Origin of the sequence: Paenibacillus sp. A14 (assembly GCF_036864815.1) — a bacterium.
In the GTDB taxonomy this organism is placed as follows: Bacteria; Bacillota; Bacilli; order Paenibacillales; family Paenibacillaceae; genus Fontibacillus; species Fontibacillus sanfengchensis.
In genome coordinates, this window is the sequence record NZ_JBAGJD010000011.1 from 1 (window position 1) to 17,043 (window position 17,043).

Below are 17,043 nucleotides of genomic sequence, written 5' to 3' on the forward strand. Positions count from 1 at the left end.
CCCCCTCAAGATGAGATTTCCCAATTAGTAAGACCCCTTGAAGACGACGAGGTTGATAGGCCTGGGGTGGAAGTGCAGCAATGCATGGAGCTGACAGGTACTAATCGGTCGAGGGCTTATCCAAAAACAACTCCAAAAAGTGGCGTCAGGCTGAACAAGCCGATCTGAGCACTTGAGGAGACTAAAACGCAAAGCACGTTTCGTATCCAGTTTTCAGGTGATCAAACATCTGAACACGTTTGGTGGCGATGGCGGAGGGGTTCCACGCGTACCCATCCCGAACACGACCGTTAAGCCCTCCAGCGCCGATGGTACTTGGACCGAAGGGTCCTGGGAGAGTAGGACGTTGCCAAGCGAACTTTATTCCCTGATAGCTCAGTTGGTAGAGCACTCGACTGTTAATCGAGTTGTCACAGGTTCGAGTCCTGTTCGGGGAGCCATTTGCTCTCATAGCTCAGTAGGTAGAGTGCATCCATGGTAAGGATGAGGTCACCGGTTCGATCCCGGTTGAGAGCTCCATTTTCTTGACTGGCCCGTTGGTCAAGGGGTTAAGACACCTCCCTTTCACGGAGGTAACAGGGGTTCGAATCCCCTACGGGTCACCACCCTTCATTTAATAAAAGCTTCAAATACATATGGAGGCTTAGCTCAGCTGGGAGAGCATCTGCCTTACAAGCAGAGGGTCGGGGGTTCGATCCCCTCAGCCTCCACCATATTGTTAATGGGGATTAGCCAAGCGGTAAGGCAACGGACTTTGACTCCGTCATCCATAGGTTCGAATCCTATATCCCCAGCCATCTTTTTTCTTGTGATTGTATGAGCCATTAGCTCAGTTGGTAGAGCACCTGACTTTTAATCAGGGTGTCGAAGGTTCGAGTCCTTCATGGCTCACTTTTTGAAATGCGCGTGTGGCGGAATTGGCAGACGCACTAGACTTAGGATCTAGCGTCTTTGACGTGGGGGTTCAAGTCCCTCCACGCGCACCATTAATGCGGACGTGGCTCAGCGGTAGAGCATCGCCTTGCCAAGGCGAGGGTCGCGGGTTCGATTCCCGTCGTCCGCTCCATATTATGCGCCCTTAGCTCAGCTGGATAGAGCGTTTGACTACGAATCAAAAGGTCAGGAGTTCGAATCTCTTAGGGCGCGCCACTTTTCAATTTCATAATGGATAACCATCTTATTTCGGGACGTAGCTCAGCTTGGTAGAGCACCTGGTTTGGGACCAGGGGGTCGCATGTTCGAATCGTGTCGTCCCGACCATTATAAGGTGCGGGTGTAGTTCAATGGTAGAACTCCAGCCTTCCAAGCTGGTAGCGTGGGTTCGATTCCCATCACCCGCTCCATTTTATGACAGTAACATCATCCGGTCGATGATGTTTTTTGTTATAACCGGAGGTTTTTTTTAATCTTGCATTTTATTGCTTCACCGTGTTAGGGTAATTAGAGGGTTATCACTCGCAGTTAACTTAATGTTACCTATCCATTTCGCCGAGCAGGACGCCAAGCGTCTTCTTCTGGGGATTACTTCAATTGGAGCTGCGGCATGTACTCGTCAAGGCTCTTCCGCTTTCCTTTAAATTCCTTACAAATAAAGTGAAGATTTTCAGGGAAGTTTATTGTATTATGGTAGGAAAGCTTTTAGAGACGGAATAGGGATGAAATGGGGGAGAAATATGACGGAATTAACGGTAGCAGCCGGCAAAACAAACACCAATAACCTTCTTCGGCGCGATATACGTTTTTTGGGCAATATTCTAGGAGAGGTCCTGGTTCATCAGGGCGGCAATGAACTCTTGGATATTGTCGAGAAGATTCGTGAAGCCAGTAAATCATTGCGTGCCGTATTTTTGCCGGAACTCCACGAAGAGTTCAAGGGAATGATCAATTCCCTCGAGCCGGAAATCCGACACCAAGTAATCCGAGCATTCGCCATTTATTTTCAATTGGTTAATATTGCTGAACAGAATCACCGGATTCGTCGGAAACGGGATTATGAGCGTTCCGCGGGCGAAGCGGTACAAACCGGATCCATCGAAGCCGCGGTGAGAGACTTGAAAGAGCAGGGCTTTTCATTTAGTGAGGCGCAGGAAATTTTGGAGAGCATGTCCCTGGAGCTCGTCATGACAGCTCACCCCACGGAAGCGATGCGCCGTGCGATCTTGGATATTCATAAGCGGATTGCCGACGATGTGATGCAGCTCGATAACCCGACACTGACGTTCCGCGAGCGCGAGCAGCTTAGGGAGAAGCTATTGAACGAAGTCATCACCCTTTGGCAAACCGACGAGCTGCGTGATCGTAAACCGACCGTGCTTGATGAAGTGCGAAATGGGATGTACTATTTTCACGAAACTTTATTTCATGTCTTGCCCGAGGTTTATCAGGAACTGGAACGCTGCCTTTCGAAGTACTATCCGGAGCACTTGTGGCACGTACCTACGTACCTGCGGTTCGGCTCGTGGATCGGCGGGGACCGGGACGGTAACCCTTCTGTAACGGCGAACGTAACCTGGGAGACGCTGAAAATGCAGCGTAAGCTTGCGATCCGCGAGTATCAAGGTCAACTGTCGGAACTGTTCAAATACCTCAGCTTCAGCACTTCCATCGTGGACGTAACGGATGAGTTGCTTGCTTCGATTCAAAGAGACCGACTGCAAGTCACGCTGAAGAAAACGCCGCAATGGAACAATGAGAAGGAACCGTATCGCATCAAACTTACCTACATGACGGAGAAGCTTCACAACGTGCTGGATGAGGCGAAGAAAAATACTTCCGAACGTTACGCCGATGTGAACGGATTAATTGAGGATCTGAAAATTATTGACCGCAGCTTGCGTCATCATTATGCGGATTACGTTGCGGATACGCACATCAAGAAGTTGATCCGTATGGTGGAGCTGTTCGGATTCCATACCGCTACCCTGGATATACGTCAGCACAGCAAGGAACACGAGAACGCCATGACGGAAGTTTTGGCAAACATGAATATCGTCAGCAACTATGCGGAGCTGGGGGAAGAGGAGAAGGTGGCACTGCTGGAACGTCTTTTGAACGATCCGCGTCCGTTGACCTCCCCTTATCAGGAATACAGCGAGAGCACGACGGAGTGCTTGAATGTTTATCGGACGGTTTTCGAGGCGCAAAGAGAGTTCGGCAAGCAGTGCATCACAAGCTACCTGATCAGTATGGCCGAAGCGGCCAGCGATATTCTGGAGGTTATGGTATTCGCGAAGGAAGTCGGACTATTCCACAAGGAAGCCGATGGCACGGTCGTATGCACGCTGCAATCCGTCCCGCTCTTTGAAACGATCGACGATCTGCATGAAGCGCCAGGTATTATGCGCCGACTGTTCAATATGCCGATCTATCGCCAATCCGTAACAGCTATGAATGACTTGCAGGAAATTATGCTTGGTTACTCCGACAGCAACAAAGACGGCGGCGTAGTGACCGCGAACTGGGAGCTTCGGGTTGCTTTGAAGCAAATTACGGCAGCGGCAAAAGATTTCGGCGTGAAGCTGAAATTCTTCCACGGCCGGGGCGGTGCGCTAGGACGCGGCGGAATGCCGCTAAACCGCAGTATTCTGGTCCAACCTCCCGAAACGATCGGCGGAGGTATCAAAATCACCGAGCAGGGCGAAGTGATCTCCTCCCGTTATTCGTTGAAAGGCATTGCCTACCGCAGCCTCGAAACGGCCACATCGGCGCTGATTACATCGGCGATTCAGGCCAAGCTGCATACGGACCACCATCCGGAAGAGGATAAGTGGGACGCGATTATCGCCGGGATCTCGGAAACCTCGCTGAACAAATATCAGGATTTGGTATTCCGTGAGCCGGATTTCCTGAAATTCTTTAAAGAATCGACACCGCTTGGGGAAGTCGGCGAACTGAATATCGGCTCCAGACCGTCCAAACGCAAGAATAGCGACCGCTTTGAGGATTTACGGGCTATCCCATGGGTTTTCGCCTGGACGCAAAGCCGCTACTTGTTCCCGGCCTGGTACGCTGCCGGAACAGGTTTATTTAACTACTATCAAGGCAAGGAAGAGAACCTGAAGGTGCTTCAGGAGATGTACCAAAATTCCACGTTCTTCAAATCCTTGATCGATACGTTGCAATTTGCCCTGATCAAGGCCGATCTGGTCATTGCCAAGGAATACGCCAAAATGTGCAACGATGCGGAGGCGAAGGAACGGATTTTCGGGCAGATCGAACAGGAATTCCTCCTTACCAAGGACATGATTCTAAAGATTACCGCGGTATCGGAAATTCTGGACAACAACCCGGCGCTGCAGGAATCCATTAAACAGCGGAATCCCTATGTTGACCCGCTAAGTTATCTGCAAGTACAGCTGCTTCTTGAACTGCGCGCCATTCGCGATGCGGGGCAGGATGACCCGGTATTGCTTCGCGAGGTGCTCCTTACCATTAACGGAATCGCCGCAGGGCTCCGGAATACGGGCTGATCCTCTCCAGGGCGACTAGAGGGAATTTAAAAGCAGGCAAGCCGGTCCTTTCCGATAGGAGAGGATACGGCTTGCTTTTTTTATCTTCGATGATTTTGATAATGGCGAGATGCGGGAATAGTATTGCAATTTACATAGAGTTGAATTAACATTTGAATGAAGTGCCGACGGCCGGAGTTACGTTAAAGGGCTCGGGAAACGGAAGGCCGGATAAGCAAGTGTCCCGAATACGCCCATCCAAGGATTTGGGGGAACATATGGTGGTGGACCATTTCGAAGCGAGACTGGTAAAGCTGGCCCGTAAAGGTGATCAGGGCGCTTTTGCCGAGCTCGTTGATTTATATAAGGATAAGATTTTTCATTTGGCATACCGGATGTTGTCCAATCGGCATGAAGCGGAGGACATCGTTCAGGAGGCTTTTCTTCGCGTTTACAAAAATTTTCATCGGTACGACGACAAACAGAAATTCTCGACATGGATTTATCGGATAGCAACCAACCTGTGCATTGATCGCTTGCGCAAAAGAAAGCCCAGCTACTATCTGGACGCCGAGGTCAACGATCAGGAGGGGATGGACGGCTATACGTTGATTCCCGGAGACGAGAGAACGCCGGAATCGGAGTATTTGCTTTCCGAGACGCAACAGATGATTCATCAGGCGATTGAAGGCTTGCCCGCGAAATATAAGTCGGTCATCGTGCTGCGGTATTTGCAGGATCTGTCGCTGCAGGAAATCGGGGACGTATTGGACATGCCGGTGACAACGGTAAAAACCAGAGTTCACCGCGGGCGCGAATTTTTACGGAAGAAGCTTGAACACAAGATGAACTGAGGGGCTCGTTTAATTTAACTATTGTTGCGATTTTTTTATGAAACGCTTTGTTCGGTCGAACGTAATGTAAGATAGGACGACTATGCCAATAGAGAGTATTGGTTATCCATAGATTGAACTGAAAGGATTGGCGGATATGGATTGCAAACATGCCTCTTCCATGATACATGATTATCTGGACGACGATTTAACGCAGGAACAGGCCCTGAAGCTGAAAGGACACCTATCAGGCTGTTCGGCGTGCAGTGCACGGTTTCATGAGCTGGAGCAAACCGATATGATGTTGTTTGCAACCCTCAGACACAACGCTGTTTCCGCATCGGATGAACTCGTCGACCGGATCATGGGGAACATTCCGAAGCAGCGAAAGCAAGCGGCCTGGATCGGCTGGATACGCCGGCACCCGGCTTTGACGTCTGCGGCCATATTCCTGGTAGTGATGCTCTTCAGCGCGATTTCTTTATGGGATAGCGATGATCAGTTAGTTGTGAAGACTGCGGATCTGGATCAAGTGATTATTAACGGAGATACGGTTACCGTACCGAGCGGTTCAACCATTGCGGGAAATCTGACGGTAGAGAACGGGAAGGCGGAAATTTACGGCGATGTGCAGGGCAATTTAACGGTCATTGACGGTTCTTATTATCAGGCCTCTACGGCACATATTGCCGGAGAGGTCAAGAGCATTGACCAGGCTTTGGACTGGATATGGTACAGAATTACCAATCTGTTTACGGAAGTCGCCTACAAATAGCGGTAAGGACGCAAGCGGCGCCTCCCTTAAGGGACGGGGGGCCGTTTGTTTTTTTAACTTTAGGAAAAAATTTCTTGTAGTGACGAATCATTCTAATTTTCTCGGGTGCTTGCATCTGCTTGGGGAACGTTATAACCTAGAAGTTAAGGGGAACATATAAAGACGAGGTAACAAAGGGATGTACATAAACGTTTCTTTTTCGACGGGTCGTCAAACGGAAACTTTTTGGGGGTTGCACCATGGATTATTTTGCAAACTTAACGTGGCAGGATTACATCAAAGACATTATCGATATCCTGATCGTTACCTATATAATATATCATTTGATTTTATTGGTTAGGGGAACCAGGGCGATTCAACTGCTCAAAGGGATATTAGTCCTTGTGGTCATTTGGGCGGTAAGCACCTGGTTTGATTTGTATACGTTGAAGTGGCTCATGAATCAAATGTTTACGTTTGGCGTCCTGGCAATCTTTATCATTTTCCAGCCGGAGCTGAGAAGGGCTCTTGAACAGCTGGGACGGGGCAAACTATTCGGCCGGAGCACCGCGGATGAGGAGGAATTCGGCAAGCAAATCGGTGAGGTCATTAAGGCAATAAACTTTTTATCCCGTAGAAAAATCGGGGCATTAATTGTATTTGAGCGTAACACGGGACTGAACGAATACACCGAATCAGGTATAAAAATGCAATCGATGATCTCCTCCGAGCTCTTGATCAATATTTTTATCCCGAATACGCCGCTCCATGACGGAGCCGTTATCATTCAGGGGCACCGAATAGCGGCCGCGGCATGCTACCTCCCCCTGTCGGAAAACCCGTTTATCAGCAAAGAGTTGGGGACCAGACACCGTGCGGCTATCGGGATCAGCGAAGTGGGCGACGGCATTTCAATCGTAGTGTCTGAGGAAACCGGGCAAATCTCTTTAGCGATAGAGGGACAAGTGGTTAGAGATATTAATGAAGAATCGCTGATTTCCAAACTTTATGAGGAGCTCGGCCCGAATTCGGGACAGAACGAAAAGCGCAAGCCCTTCTGGAAGAAGAAGGGGGGCTTGAAGTAATGGATAAGTGGATCAACCATAACAATTTTGCCAAAGTGATCGCTCTTATTATCAGCGTTATTCTTTGGGCTATGGTTCATATCGATAGCGGAACACCGGTTGCTCCCACCACTATGATCAAATCCAAGGTGATCGATAATGTGAAGATACAGGTGACCGGCTTCGACAGTGATAAATATGTACTCTATGATCTGGAACCGGACAAAGTCAGGCTGGAAGTCAGCGGGAAGCGGACGGACTTAACCACCAATTTTTCTGATTATAAAGTGAAGCTGAATTTGAAAAATATAGGACCGGGGACGATTACCCTTCCATTGACCCATGAACTTCCTCCCGGAGTTGAGCTGATTTCCATGGAGCCTTCCATTATAAAAGTAACGATTGAAGCCAAGGAAACCAAAGAGGTCCCGGTGACGATCGTAACCAAAGGGAGCCCGGGGGGAGGCGTGCAGGCCGGCATTCCGTTAGTCGAGGGAGCCGGTACGGTTCAGGTGACGCTGCCGGAAAGCGAAATCGGCGAGCTTCAAATGGTGCAGGGAACCGTGGATATCACCGGGCTTACAGCCCCGTTAAAAGGCAAAAGCGTCAAGCTCACTGCATATGATAAACAGGGGCAGGTCATGAAGAACGCGGAAATATCGCCGGGCTCCGTGGATGTGAGTGTCCCGATTAACAAGCTTTACAAAAATGTGCCTCTGGAGATTCGGGAAGTCGGGAAGCTGCCCGACGGCTATGTCCTGGCCAGTGTGAATTCAAATGTGGAAGGGGCTGCAATTTATGGGTCGAAAGAAATGCTTGAGGGCATTTCTTCCTATCCGGTCACAGTAGATTTGAGCCAATTTCAAGGCACTACGGAGACCAGGTACAAGGTGGACTTGACTCCTCCAGACGGTTTTGAGAAAATCGAGCCGAGCTCTGTTGAGATCACCGTCAAAATTGAACCTGCCGGGCAGAAGCTGATCGAGAACGTTCCGGTCACCTTGCTGAACGTGAACGATACACTCACGGAGAAGTTCCTTCATCCGGCCAATGCGAAGGTTTCGCTGACGGTTTATGGAGCGAAGGAACTGCTGAGTAAGCTGAGTGCCGAGGATCTTACGGCGACAGCCGATCTATCCGGGCTGGGCCAGGGAGTCCATACGGTTCCCGTCATCGTGAAGCTCCCGCAGTTTTTGGAGTTGTCGGAACCGGGGAAATCGTTGACGGCTAAAATTGAGCTGTCGCCGAAGGGGAAGCCTGCAACGACAGTGCCGGAGGAAGAGAAATCCACAGGGACTGAGGCGCCGGAGATTCCGCCTCCAGCGGAGGAGCAGCCGGGGCAGAACAGCTCGGGCGGCGACGCGGGGAATTCTTCCGGCAGCACCGGCGGAAGCAGCGGTGAGACCGGAAATGCCGGGAATGCGGGGAACTCCGGGAATGCCGAAAGTACAGGAAGTGCGGGGAACAGTGAAAACGGTGATAAAACGGAAGCGGACTCATAAAATTCGAGCAAGTCAATCCGAAATACCAGGCAGAAAATAAAGAACCAGCGGGAAGAGAAAAACCATGAAGCTGCCGCTATACAACAGAAACGGGCGAAGCTTCAGAACATGTCGAAGGAGTGAAATCATGGGCAAGTATTTTGGCACGGATGGAGTAAGAGGAATCGCAAACAAGGAATTAACCGCAGAGATGGCTTATCAAATCGGCCGCTGCGGGGGCTATGTTCTGGCTGGTCAGGTGCCGAAGCCAAAAGTCGTTATCGGGATGGATACCCGAATCTCCGGGGTCATGTTTGAATCCGCTCTGGTCGCCGGGCTGCTTTCCATTGGCGCGGATGTCATTCGTCTGGGGGTCGTTACAACGCCTGCGGTGGCATATCTGACCAGACTGCTGAAAGCGGACGCCGGCGTTATGATCTCGGCTTCGCACAATCCGGTAGAGGATAACGGGATTAAGTTCTTCGGCAGCGACGGGTTCAAGCTTTCCGACGAGACTGAATTGCGGATCGAAGAATTGATGGATAAAGAGGTAGACGAGCTTCCTCGTCCGGTCGGTGGGGGATTGGGTACGGTAACGGTAGATAATGACTCTAAATTTAAATATCTGGCTCATCTGAAAACCACGATTAGCACTTCCTTCGAAGGATTGAAAATCGTGCTGGATTGCGCCAACGGCGCAGCTTATGAATTGGCACCGAAATTATTCCGGGAATTGGGCGCCGAAATCCATACGATCGGGGCGGAGCCTAACGGCTTGAATATCAACGACCATTGCGGCTCCACGCATCCGGAGAAGCTCAAAGAGGAAGTGATCCGGCTGGGAGCGGATTTGGGGCTCGCTTTTGACGGGGATGCGGACCGTCTGATCGCGATTGACGAAAAGGGAGAGGAAGTCGACGGTGACTATATCCTCTGCATTTGCGGCGACGCCATGAACCGGGCGGGCAAGCTGAAGGACAGCACCATCGTATCCACAGTGATGAGCAATTTCGGTTTCTATAAGGCGACGGCCAAGCTGGCGCTGAATACGCAGCAGACAGCTGTCGGCGACCGTTATGTCATGGCTGAAATGATCCGTGGCGGCTATAACCTCGGGGGAGAGCAGTCCGGCCACGTGATCTTCCTGGATTACAATACGACGGGCGATGGCATTCTCACGGCGATTCAATTGGTGGACACGATGAAGGCGGCCGGAAAACCGCTTAGCGAGCTGAAAAAAGTAATGAGACAGTATCCGCAAGTGCTCGTTAATGTGCGCGTTCAGGATAAGAGCCGGTTTGCGGGCAATACGGCGATTGAAGAGGCCATTGCCAGCGTGGAGCGGCAACTTGGCGACAACGGCCGTGTTCTGGTGCGTCCATCCGGTACGGAGTCGCTGATCCGCGTCATGGCGGAAGGCCCTGAAAAGGCGGAGCTCGAGCAGCTCGTGGCCCATATCGCTTCCGTGGTGGAGAAGGAACTGTCCAATAAGGATGAATCGGTTGTTCTGTGACTTTTTGCATAATTTCAAAAATAAGCCGCTGGCACTGGGAATTTCCAGTTTCAGCGGCTTATTCTTTGGGTAAGCCTGAAAAGGGCGGGTCATGTTGATCAGGACAACATGATCATTGCCAAATGTCTCAAGGATGCATATAATAAGCATATTCAATAAAAGAAAGTGAGGGCAGTGAGGTTGTCGGAAGTGAAAAGCGCCAGAGCTTCATTTCGCGCGAGAACGTTCTCCGGGTAGCGGCAGGTAGGCAAGTTGCCTGTAACTGCGGGAAATCCGGAATCAGGGCGAATCGGCAAAGGGAAGCTGACGAGGTGGAGGTGTTCGAGTTGTTCGGCGGGGGCCTCCCGGTGATGCATCGCACCGTGACCGCAAGGGCAAAAGGAATGGGCGACCGTTCTCACAAACCTTACGGGCCGATGTTAGGATCCATAGTTGGATCCATCGAGTCGTTTATTCATGAGTGTTTGCAGGAGACGCGGAAATATCGCGGTGAACGGAGAAGCATGGACATTCATGAAAGTAGGCATTGTTACGTGTAACTTTTCTGATTTTTCATAAAAATTGAATAGTTCTTTCTCTGTGGAGCCGCGCTTATCTCTCCGCTTGTTTTCTCCTGCCCTAAAAAATTTGGGTGAGATGAAACGGAGGATATATATATTATGTGTGGTATCGTTGGATATATCGGGAAGAGAGACACGCAGACGGTTTTGCTGGAAGGACTTAAGAAGCTGGAGTACCGCGGGTATGATTCGGCGGGGATTGCGGTGTTTACGCAGAACGGACTGCAAATTGCCAAATCGATCGGCCGCCTGGCTAACCTCGAGTCCAAGCTGGAAGGAGCTCCATTGGTAGGTACGGCCGGAATCGGTCATACCCGTTGGGCAACGCACGGCAAACCGTCGGATGTCAATTCGCATCCGCATACCGACCATAGCCAGAAGTTCTCGGTCGTGCATAACGGCATTGTCGAAAACTACCTGGACCTGAAAGAAGAGCTGATTTCCCAAGGTTATGAGTTCGTTTCGGAGACGGATACGGAAGTCATTTCCCATCTCGTGGCTCGCGAATACGAGGGGGATATCGTCAAAGCGGTTCAGAAAGCGATCAGCTATATGCGCGGCGCTTTTGCTCTGGGCGTATTAACGGAGTACGAGCCGAATAAACTGGTAGCCGTACGTCAAGCAAGCCCGTTGATTATCGGTCTGGGCGAAGGGGAGAACTTTATCGGTTCCGATATCCCGGCAATTCTGAACTATACGCGGAATGTGTATATTTTGAATGATGGGGAAATGGCCGTATTGACCGAAGACGCTGTCGAATTGATGACCATTGAGGGGAATTTTATTTCTCGGGAAATGATTTCTGTCGATTGGGATGCCGTCACTGCAGAAAAAGGCGGGTATGACCATTTCATGCTGAAGGAAATCCACGAGCAGCCGAATGCTTACCGGAACACGATGCTGGGCCGGATCGACGAAAGCGGACGCAAGGTCGTATTCCCTGGTCTGAATCTGTCCGATGAGAAAATCCGCTCCATCAACAGTATTCATGTTATCGCGTGCGGTACGGCTTATCATGCCGGTCTCGTTGGCGGAGCTGCTATCGAACGTCTGGTTCGCATTCCGGTGGCGTTTGATGTCGCTTCCGAATATCGCTACCGTTCGCCATTGATTACGCCGGAAACGCTGGTTATCGTCGTGAGCCAATCCGGTGAAACGGCAGATACACTGGCTGCCCTCCGTGAAGCTCATGCGAACGGCGCTCATGTTCTGGCCGTCACCAACGTGGTCGGCAGTTCGATCGCTCGCGACGCGGACGATGTTATCGCAACGCTGGCTGGTCCGGAAATTGCCGTGGCTTCGACCAAAGCGTATACTTCCCAGTTGATTGCATTCTACCTGTTCGGCCTTTACCTGGCGCAAGTACGCGGTACGCAAACCGAAGAGGAAATTGCCCATGTGATTGCCGCTATGCAGGCACTGCCTGAGCAAGTGGAGAGCATGCTGGAGAACTCGGATGCGATCAAAGCCTATGCCGAGCAAATTTCCACGCATGAGCATCTGTTCTTTATCGGCCGCGGTCTGGACTTTGCCGTTGCGCAAGAGGGTTCGCTCAAGCTGAAGGAGATCTCTTACATTCACTCCGAAGCTTATGCGGCCGGTGAGTTGAAACATGGTACGCTGGCGCTGATTGAAGAGGGAATTCCGGTCATCGCTCTGGCGACCCAAGAATCCGTCCTGGAAAAAATGGTCAGCAACATCAAGGAAGTGAAGGCGCGCGGCGCCGACGTTATGGCAATTACGCATGAAGAGCATGTCGCCGGCTTGCTGAAATCCGTCGATCAAGCCTTCGCCATTCCGAAGACACTGCCGCTGTTGACACCGGCTCTGTCCGTCGTGCCGCTGCAGCTTCTGGCTTACTACGCTTCCCTGGCCCGCGGCAACGATGTCGACAAGCCGCGCAACCTGGCGAAGAGCGTGACGGTTGAGTAAACGTTAGAAGTCGTAAAAGACAGGGAGCCCGAGCGTTCGATTCGTGGCTCCCTTTTAAAATGCTAAAAAAACATTATACATACTTTATAATTGGTGGTGAAAATGTTGAATGACATTGGCCATAAAATAAAATGTATCCGTAAAGAAAACAATTTAAACCAAGTTCAATTTGCAAAAAGCATAGGAATTTCTCAAGGGAACCTGAGCGAGATTGCTTAAGCGATACGGTATAAAGGCTAGTATGTCCAGAAAGGGAAACTGCTGGGATAATGCCTCCATGGAGAACTTTTTCAGCCATTTTAAAACCGAGTGTTTCCATCTCCACTCTTTTCACTCTGCCAAGCAGGTGAAGCATGCTGCCCAGCAATACATTCGCTTTTACAACCATGCACGTTTCCAGACGAAACTAAACAACCTGAGTCCGTATGAATACCGCACTCAGGCTGCTCTTTTTTCATTTGCGCCCTTTTCCGTCCAAAGAAATAAACTATACACTGAGAAAAGAAAGTATTAGACAGGAGGAAACACTTCATTAAGTCCGCTTCAAGGAGTACGGATTGAGAGGTAATACTGGTCAGATAAAAACAACTATGTCGAATCAAGAACCAAATGGGGTATGACTATTTTTGAATAGATCGACGATGTGAGTCAGGTAACTACATAAAAAATGCCCCGGATTTTCACCGGGGGGCAATAAAATTAATCTTCGAATAGCTCCTCCATTAATTCGCTGATTTCTTCTTTACGTGACTTTGTATCCTCATTATCAATCGTGATCTTGTTCTTTTGGAATATAAGAGAATCACCGGCCTTAACCTCTGCAGGTAACTCTGACTTCAGGATATCTTCGGTTTTTTCGGTCAATCTCAATAACAGCATATTCACCTTCGAAGCGATCAATTATGCCCTTCCGCATTTCTTTGGCCCCCTCATTCAATTAAATATGGTTACAATGTGTAGAACTTAGATAAGGTAGCTAGCAAAGAGCAGTAAAGGTCTGAACCCGGAAGGAAAAGCGGAATTTAGAACTCTGCTGCTCTTTTTTAAATATCGTTAGATTGAACAAGCATTTTAGGAATTTACGGATATCATGTAAGAAGTGGATGAAATCACGTTGAAATGAAAGGATTTGACCTTTTTTGTGGTTTGACAATCTTTATTGGGTAGGCTTAACATGTAATTAATTAAATAAATTACCATAATAGGGATGTTAAGGCTGGGATGTAGTGATGTCTGAGACTGTTTTTGAATGCCAGGAGAAGGTGCGAAGACTTGCCGTTAAGATTGTGAAGCATTATCGCGGAAAAGGTCCGGAGAATGTAAAGGTTAGGATGGAGGATGACTCCTTAATCATTATAGAGATTCGTGGAATTCTCTCCAGTTTATCTGAAATTTTGCTCAAAGAAGGTGCAGTACATTTAGTTACAGAATACTGGAAGGTGCTGAAGCCTTATTTGGAGAGAGAGTTTATGGCAGAAATCGTAGAAACGCTTGGCAGCCCGTTTACATATACCTGGAAGATCGAAGACCCGAATCCAGGGGATAGGGCAATTATTATTCAATTGAATAAATCGGTTTGATTAGAGAGAATGGACGTTTGCTCCTTAGCTTTTTAATAAGCCAGTACATTGTGTATTTCTGATTATACCTTGTATTGGCTTATTTTTTTGTTGCTATAATTGTGCAAAAAATCACAAGTAGAGGTGAGGAACTATGGAGAATAAAGTGCTGACTGTATGTCCGTATTGTGGAAGTGGTTGTCAGATGAATTTAATAGTTGAGGAGGGGAAAATCGTAGGCGCTGAACCAGCGGATGGAAGAACGAACGAAGGGAACCTATGCCTGAAAGGTCATTATGGATGGGATTTTCTGAATGATCCGCAGATTCTTACCGCCCGAATCCGCAAGCCGATGATTCGTAAAGCAGGGTCACTGGTAGAGGTATCTTGGGACGAAGCTATTCAGTATACGGCCGAGAAACTAACAGCAATCAAGGAAAAGTACGGACCGGATGCAATCATGGGAACCGGTTCAGCCCGTGGCCCGGGAAATGAAGCCAATTATGTCATGCAAAAATTTATGCGCGCTGTTATCGGAACCAATAATGTTGACCATTGCGCTAGGGTATGTCACGGGCCGTCCGTAGCAGGGCTTACCTATTCGCTTGGGGATGGCGCAATGTCCAATTCAATTCCTGAAATTGAGGACACGGATCTGTTGTTTATTTTTGGATACAATGCAGCGGTTACCCATCCCATTGTGGCGAGAAGAATTGTGAGTGCGAAGCAGAAGGGCGCAACGATCATCGTAACCGATCCCCGCAAGACGGAGTCGGCCCGTATTGCAGATACTTGGCTGCCCCTTAAAGGCGGCACGAACATGGCGCTTGTCAATGCCTTTGGTCATGTGTTAATTGCTGAGGAGTTATACGACAAGCAGTATGTTGAGAAATATGTGGAAGGTTTTGCGGAATATAAAGCCACTGTACAGAAATATACACCTGAATATGCGGAGAGCATTACAGGTGTGCAAGCGGCTGAAATCCGCAAAGTAATGAGGCAATATGCGAGTGCGAACAAGGCGATGATCCTGTACGGTATGGGGGTATGTCAATTTGCCCAAGCCGTGGACGTTGTAAAGGGCCTGGCTTCACTGGCGCTTCTGACCGGTAACTTAGGCAGACCTGGCGTCGGGATTGGTCCGGTCCGCGGCCAAAATAATGTACAGGGTTCCTGCGATATGGGGGCATTGCCAAATGTCTACCCGGGGTACCAGTCTGTTACGGATGACAAGATCCGCAAAAAATTTGAAAAGGCCTGGGGAGTGGCTTTGCCCCGCAAAGTCGGGTATCGGATTACCGAGATTCCTCATCTCGTTCTAAAGGAAGACAAGGTGAAAGCCTATTATATTTTTGGCGAAGATCCGGTGCAGAGCGATCCGAATGCTTCAGAAGTGAGAGAGACACTGGATAAATTAGAATTTGTAATTGTCCAGGACATCTTCATGAACAAGACGGCCCTGCATGCCGATGTGATTTTGCCGGCCACCTCCTGGGGTGAGCATGACGGGGTCTACTCTTCAGCCGACCGTGGATTCCAGCGGATTAGAAAGGCGATCGAGCCGCCGGGTGAAGTGAAACCCGATTGGCAAATTATCAGCGAGCTTGCCACAGCGATGGGCTACCCGATGTCCTACCGGAATACGGAAGAAATATGGGATGAGATGAGGGGGCTCTCCCCATCGTTTGCCGGAGCCAGTTATCGGAAGATGGAAGAGCAGGGCAGTGTTCAGTGGCCATGTCCGTCTGAAGACCATCCGGGCACACCGTATTTATATGAGGGTAACCGGTTTACCACTTCCAGCGGTAAAGGACAGCTGTTTGCCTGCGAATGGAGGGCACCGCTGGAGCAGCCGGATCAGGAATATCCGTTGTCCTTGTCCACCGTGCGTGAGGTAGGGCATTATTCAGTTCGGACGATGACCGGCAACTGCCGTGCCCTCAGTCAACTGTCGGATGAACCTGGTTTTATCCAAATGAGTCCGGAGGACGGGTCAAGCTTAGGGATTGAAGACGGCCAGCTTGTACATGTGGTATCCCGCCGGGGCAGAGTATTAGCCCGGGCACAGATCAGCAACCGTGTAAAAACCGGGGCCACCTATATGACCTACCATTTCTGGATTGGGGCCTGCAATGAGCTGACGGGTGACTATCTGGACCCGGTATCCAAAACCCCGGAATACAAGTATTGTGCGATCCGTATCGAGAAAATTGCAGATCAGCTGCGTGCGGAACAACAGGTTCAGCAGGAATATGAAGCGCTCAGAGCGCAGATGCATGTGGAGGCGAGACCGGTATGAATAATGTACAGCCGAATCCGTTTGTCATTGCCGAAGCGGGCAAATGTATAGGCTGCAAGGCGTGTGAACTGGCATGTTTCGCGGTTCATAACGATCACAATGGGGTTGGGGCGGCGGTGGGTACCGTTACGGTACCGGTTATTCCCCGCCTGCATGTCGTTCGAACAGAGAGCTTCACATTGCCGGTCCAATGCCGCCAGTGCGAAAATGCGCCCTGTGCGGAAGCTTGTCCGGTTCAGGCGATTCGGCGGGTGGAGGGGACGATAGTTATTCATGAAGAGAGCTGCATAGGCTGCAAAGGCTGTGCTATGGCTTGTCCGTTTGGAGCTATCAGTCTGAACAAAGCATTCAGCAACGGCAAGGTAGTCCCGCAGATTCACCTGAAGGAGCGGCAGCATAATGCGATGGTACATAGCGCCAAAGTGATCGCTTATAAATGTGACTTATGCCGGACCAGGGACCAAAGGGATGGAGCTTTGGGAAACGTTCCGGCTTGTGTAGAGGTCTGTCCGGTAGAGGCACTGTCACTGGTTTATCCGGATACCAGTGTATCCAGGTCGCGGACAGCTGCGGCTATGCGACTGTAATACCACTTCAATT

General features: G+C 49.8%; 13 protein-coding genes, 11 tRNA genes and 2 rRNA genes. 24 read left to right on the plus strand and 2 right to left on the minus strand.

What is annotated here, in order from left to right; genetic code table 11:
- The 20 genes from V4U88_RS22055 to glmS form a co-directional block, all read left to right on the plus strand.
- A 23S ribosomal RNA gene (locus tag V4U88_RS22055) occupies positions 1-124 on the plus strand; the annotation flags it as partial.
- 114 nt (positions 125-238) lie between these two features.
- A 5S ribosomal RNA gene (gene rrf, locus V4U88_RS22060) occupies positions 239-355 on the plus strand.
- A gap of 9 nt (positions 356-364) precedes the next feature.
- Positions 365-440 (plus strand) — tRNA-Asn (locus tag V4U88_RS22065).
- A 3-nt stretch (positions 441-443) separates the two neighbouring features.
- A tRNA-Thr gene (locus tag V4U88_RS22070) sits at positions 444-519 on the plus strand.
- Positions 520-530: 11 nt separating this feature from the next.
- Positions 531-605 (plus strand) — tRNA-Glu (locus V4U88_RS22075).
- 32 nt (positions 606-637) lie between these two features.
- A tRNA-Val gene (locus V4U88_RS22080) sits at positions 638-713 on the plus strand.
- 9 nt (positions 714-722) lie between these two features.
- Positions 723-797, plus strand: a tRNA-Gln gene (locus V4U88_RS22085).
- 21 nt (positions 798-818) lie between these two features.
- Positions 819-891: transfer RNA gene (locus V4U88_RS22090), tRNA-Lys, on the plus strand.
- An 11-nt stretch (positions 892-902) separates the two neighbouring features.
- Positions 903-986 (plus strand) — tRNA-Leu (locus V4U88_RS22095).
- Between the two features lie 5 nt (positions 987-991).
- Positions 992-1,066, plus strand: a tRNA-Gly gene (locus tag V4U88_RS22100).
- A gap of 6 nt (positions 1,067-1,072) precedes the next feature.
- A tRNA-Arg gene (locus V4U88_RS22105) sits at positions 1,073-1,149 on the plus strand.
- A gap of 34 nt (positions 1,150-1,183) precedes the next feature.
- Positions 1,184-1,260: transfer RNA gene (locus tag V4U88_RS22110), tRNA-Pro, on the plus strand.
- A gap of 9 nt (positions 1,261-1,269) precedes the next feature.
- A tRNA-Gly gene (locus tag V4U88_RS22115) sits at positions 1,270-1,343 on the plus strand.
- Between the two features lie 330 nt (positions 1,344-1,673).
- Positions 1,674-4,469 carry a phosphoenolpyruvate carboxylase gene (ppc, locus tag V4U88_RS22120; RefSeq protein ID WP_334075419.1) on the plus strand — a complete coding sequence of 932 codons (2,796 nt, stop codon included), beginning with the start codon at positions 1,674-1,676 and terminating at the stop codon, positions 4,467-4,469.
- Positions 4,470-4,726: 257 nt separating this feature from the next.
- A complete protein-coding gene (gene sigW, locus V4U88_RS22125; protein WP_211373383.1) occupies positions 4,727-5,302 on the plus strand; it encodes an RNA polymerase sigma factor SigW in 576 nt (191 codons plus the stop codon).
- 136 nt (positions 5,303-5,438) lie between these two features.
- Complete coding sequence (locus V4U88_RS22130) at positions 5,439-6,056, plus strand: zf-HC2 domain-containing protein (protein ID WP_334075420.1); 618 nt, start codon at positions 5,439-5,441, stop codon at positions 6,054-6,056.
- Between the two features lie 239 nt (positions 6,057-6,295).
- Positions 6,296-7,120, plus strand: coding sequence for a diadenylate cyclase CdaA (cdaA, locus tag V4U88_RS22135; RefSeq protein WP_334075421.1), 825 nt, complete (start codon positions 6,296-6,298; stop codon positions 7,118-7,120).
- Positions 7,120-8,601: a CdaR family protein gene (locus V4U88_RS22140; RefSeq protein ID WP_334075422.1), complete on the plus strand. Its 1,482-nt coding sequence runs from the start codon at positions 7,120-7,122 to the stop codon at positions 8,599-8,601. Before cdaA ends, V4U88_RS22140 begins: the two co-directional genes overlap by 1 nt.
- Positions 8,602-8,728: 127 nt before the next feature.
- Positions 8,729-10,093: a phosphoglucosamine mutase gene (gene glmM / locus V4U88_RS22145; RefSeq protein WP_334075423.1), complete on the plus strand. Its 1,365-nt coding sequence runs from the start codon at positions 8,729-8,731 to the stop codon at positions 10,091-10,093.
- 659 nt (positions 10,094-10,752) lie between these two features.
- Positions 10,753-12,585 carry a glutamine--fructose-6-phosphate transaminase (isomerizing) gene (gene glmS, locus V4U88_RS22150; protein ID WP_334075424.1) on the plus strand — a complete coding sequence of 611 codons (1,833 nt, stop codon included), beginning with the start codon at positions 10,753-10,755 and terminating at the stop codon, positions 12,583-12,585.
- Positions 12,586-12,658: 73 nt separating this feature from the next.
- Here glmS and V4U88_RS22155 read toward each other — a convergent pair whose 3' ends face one another.
- The gene (locus V4U88_RS22155; RefSeq protein WP_334075425.1) at positions 12,659-12,973 is read right to left on the minus strand and encodes a hypothetical protein; all 315 of its coding nucleotides are present in this window, start codon (positions 12,971-12,973) and stop codon (positions 12,659-12,661) included.
- Here V4U88_RS22155 and V4U88_RS27075 point away from each other — a divergent pair.
- Positions 12,863-13,099 carry an IS3 family transposase gene (locus V4U88_RS27075; RefSeq protein WP_416367286.1) on the plus strand — a complete coding sequence of 79 codons (237 nt, stop codon included), beginning with the start codon at positions 12,863-12,865 and terminating at the stop codon, positions 13,097-13,099. The two genes, V4U88_RS22155 and V4U88_RS27075, sit on opposite strands and share 111 nt — an antisense overlap.
- Before the next feature lie 185 nt (positions 13,100-13,284).
- Here the strand turns inward: V4U88_RS27075 and V4U88_RS22160 are convergent, their stop codons facing one another.
- Positions 13,285-13,464 carry a DUF3006 domain-containing protein gene (locus V4U88_RS22160; protein WP_334075506.1) on the minus strand — a complete coding sequence of 60 codons (180 nt, stop codon included), beginning with the start codon at positions 13,462-13,464 and terminating at the stop codon, positions 13,285-13,287.
- A 350-nt stretch (positions 13,465-13,814) separates the two neighbouring features.
- Between V4U88_RS22160 and V4U88_RS22165 the strand changes: the two genes are divergently transcribed.
- From V4U88_RS22165 to V4U88_RS22175, 3 genes are all read left to right on the plus strand, one after another.
- The gene (locus V4U88_RS22165) at positions 13,815-14,165 is read left to right on the plus strand and encodes a Na-translocating system protein MpsC family protein (RefSeq protein WP_334075426.1); all 351 of its coding nucleotides are present in this window, start codon (positions 13,815-13,817) and stop codon (positions 14,163-14,165) included.
- Positions 14,166-14,298: 133 nt separating this feature from the next.
- Complete coding sequence (gene fdhF, locus V4U88_RS22170) at positions 14,299-16,443, plus strand: formate dehydrogenase subunit alpha (RefSeq protein WP_334075427.1); 2,145 nt, start codon at positions 14,299-14,301, stop codon at positions 16,441-16,443.
- Positions 16,440-17,030: a 4Fe-4S dicluster domain-containing protein gene (locus tag V4U88_RS22175; RefSeq protein WP_334075428.1), complete on the plus strand. Its 591-nt coding sequence runs from the start codon at positions 16,440-16,442 to the stop codon at positions 17,028-17,030. The genes fdhF and V4U88_RS22175 overlap by 4 nt, the downstream gene beginning before the upstream one ends.
- Positions 17,031-17,043 lie beyond the last annotated feature (13 nt).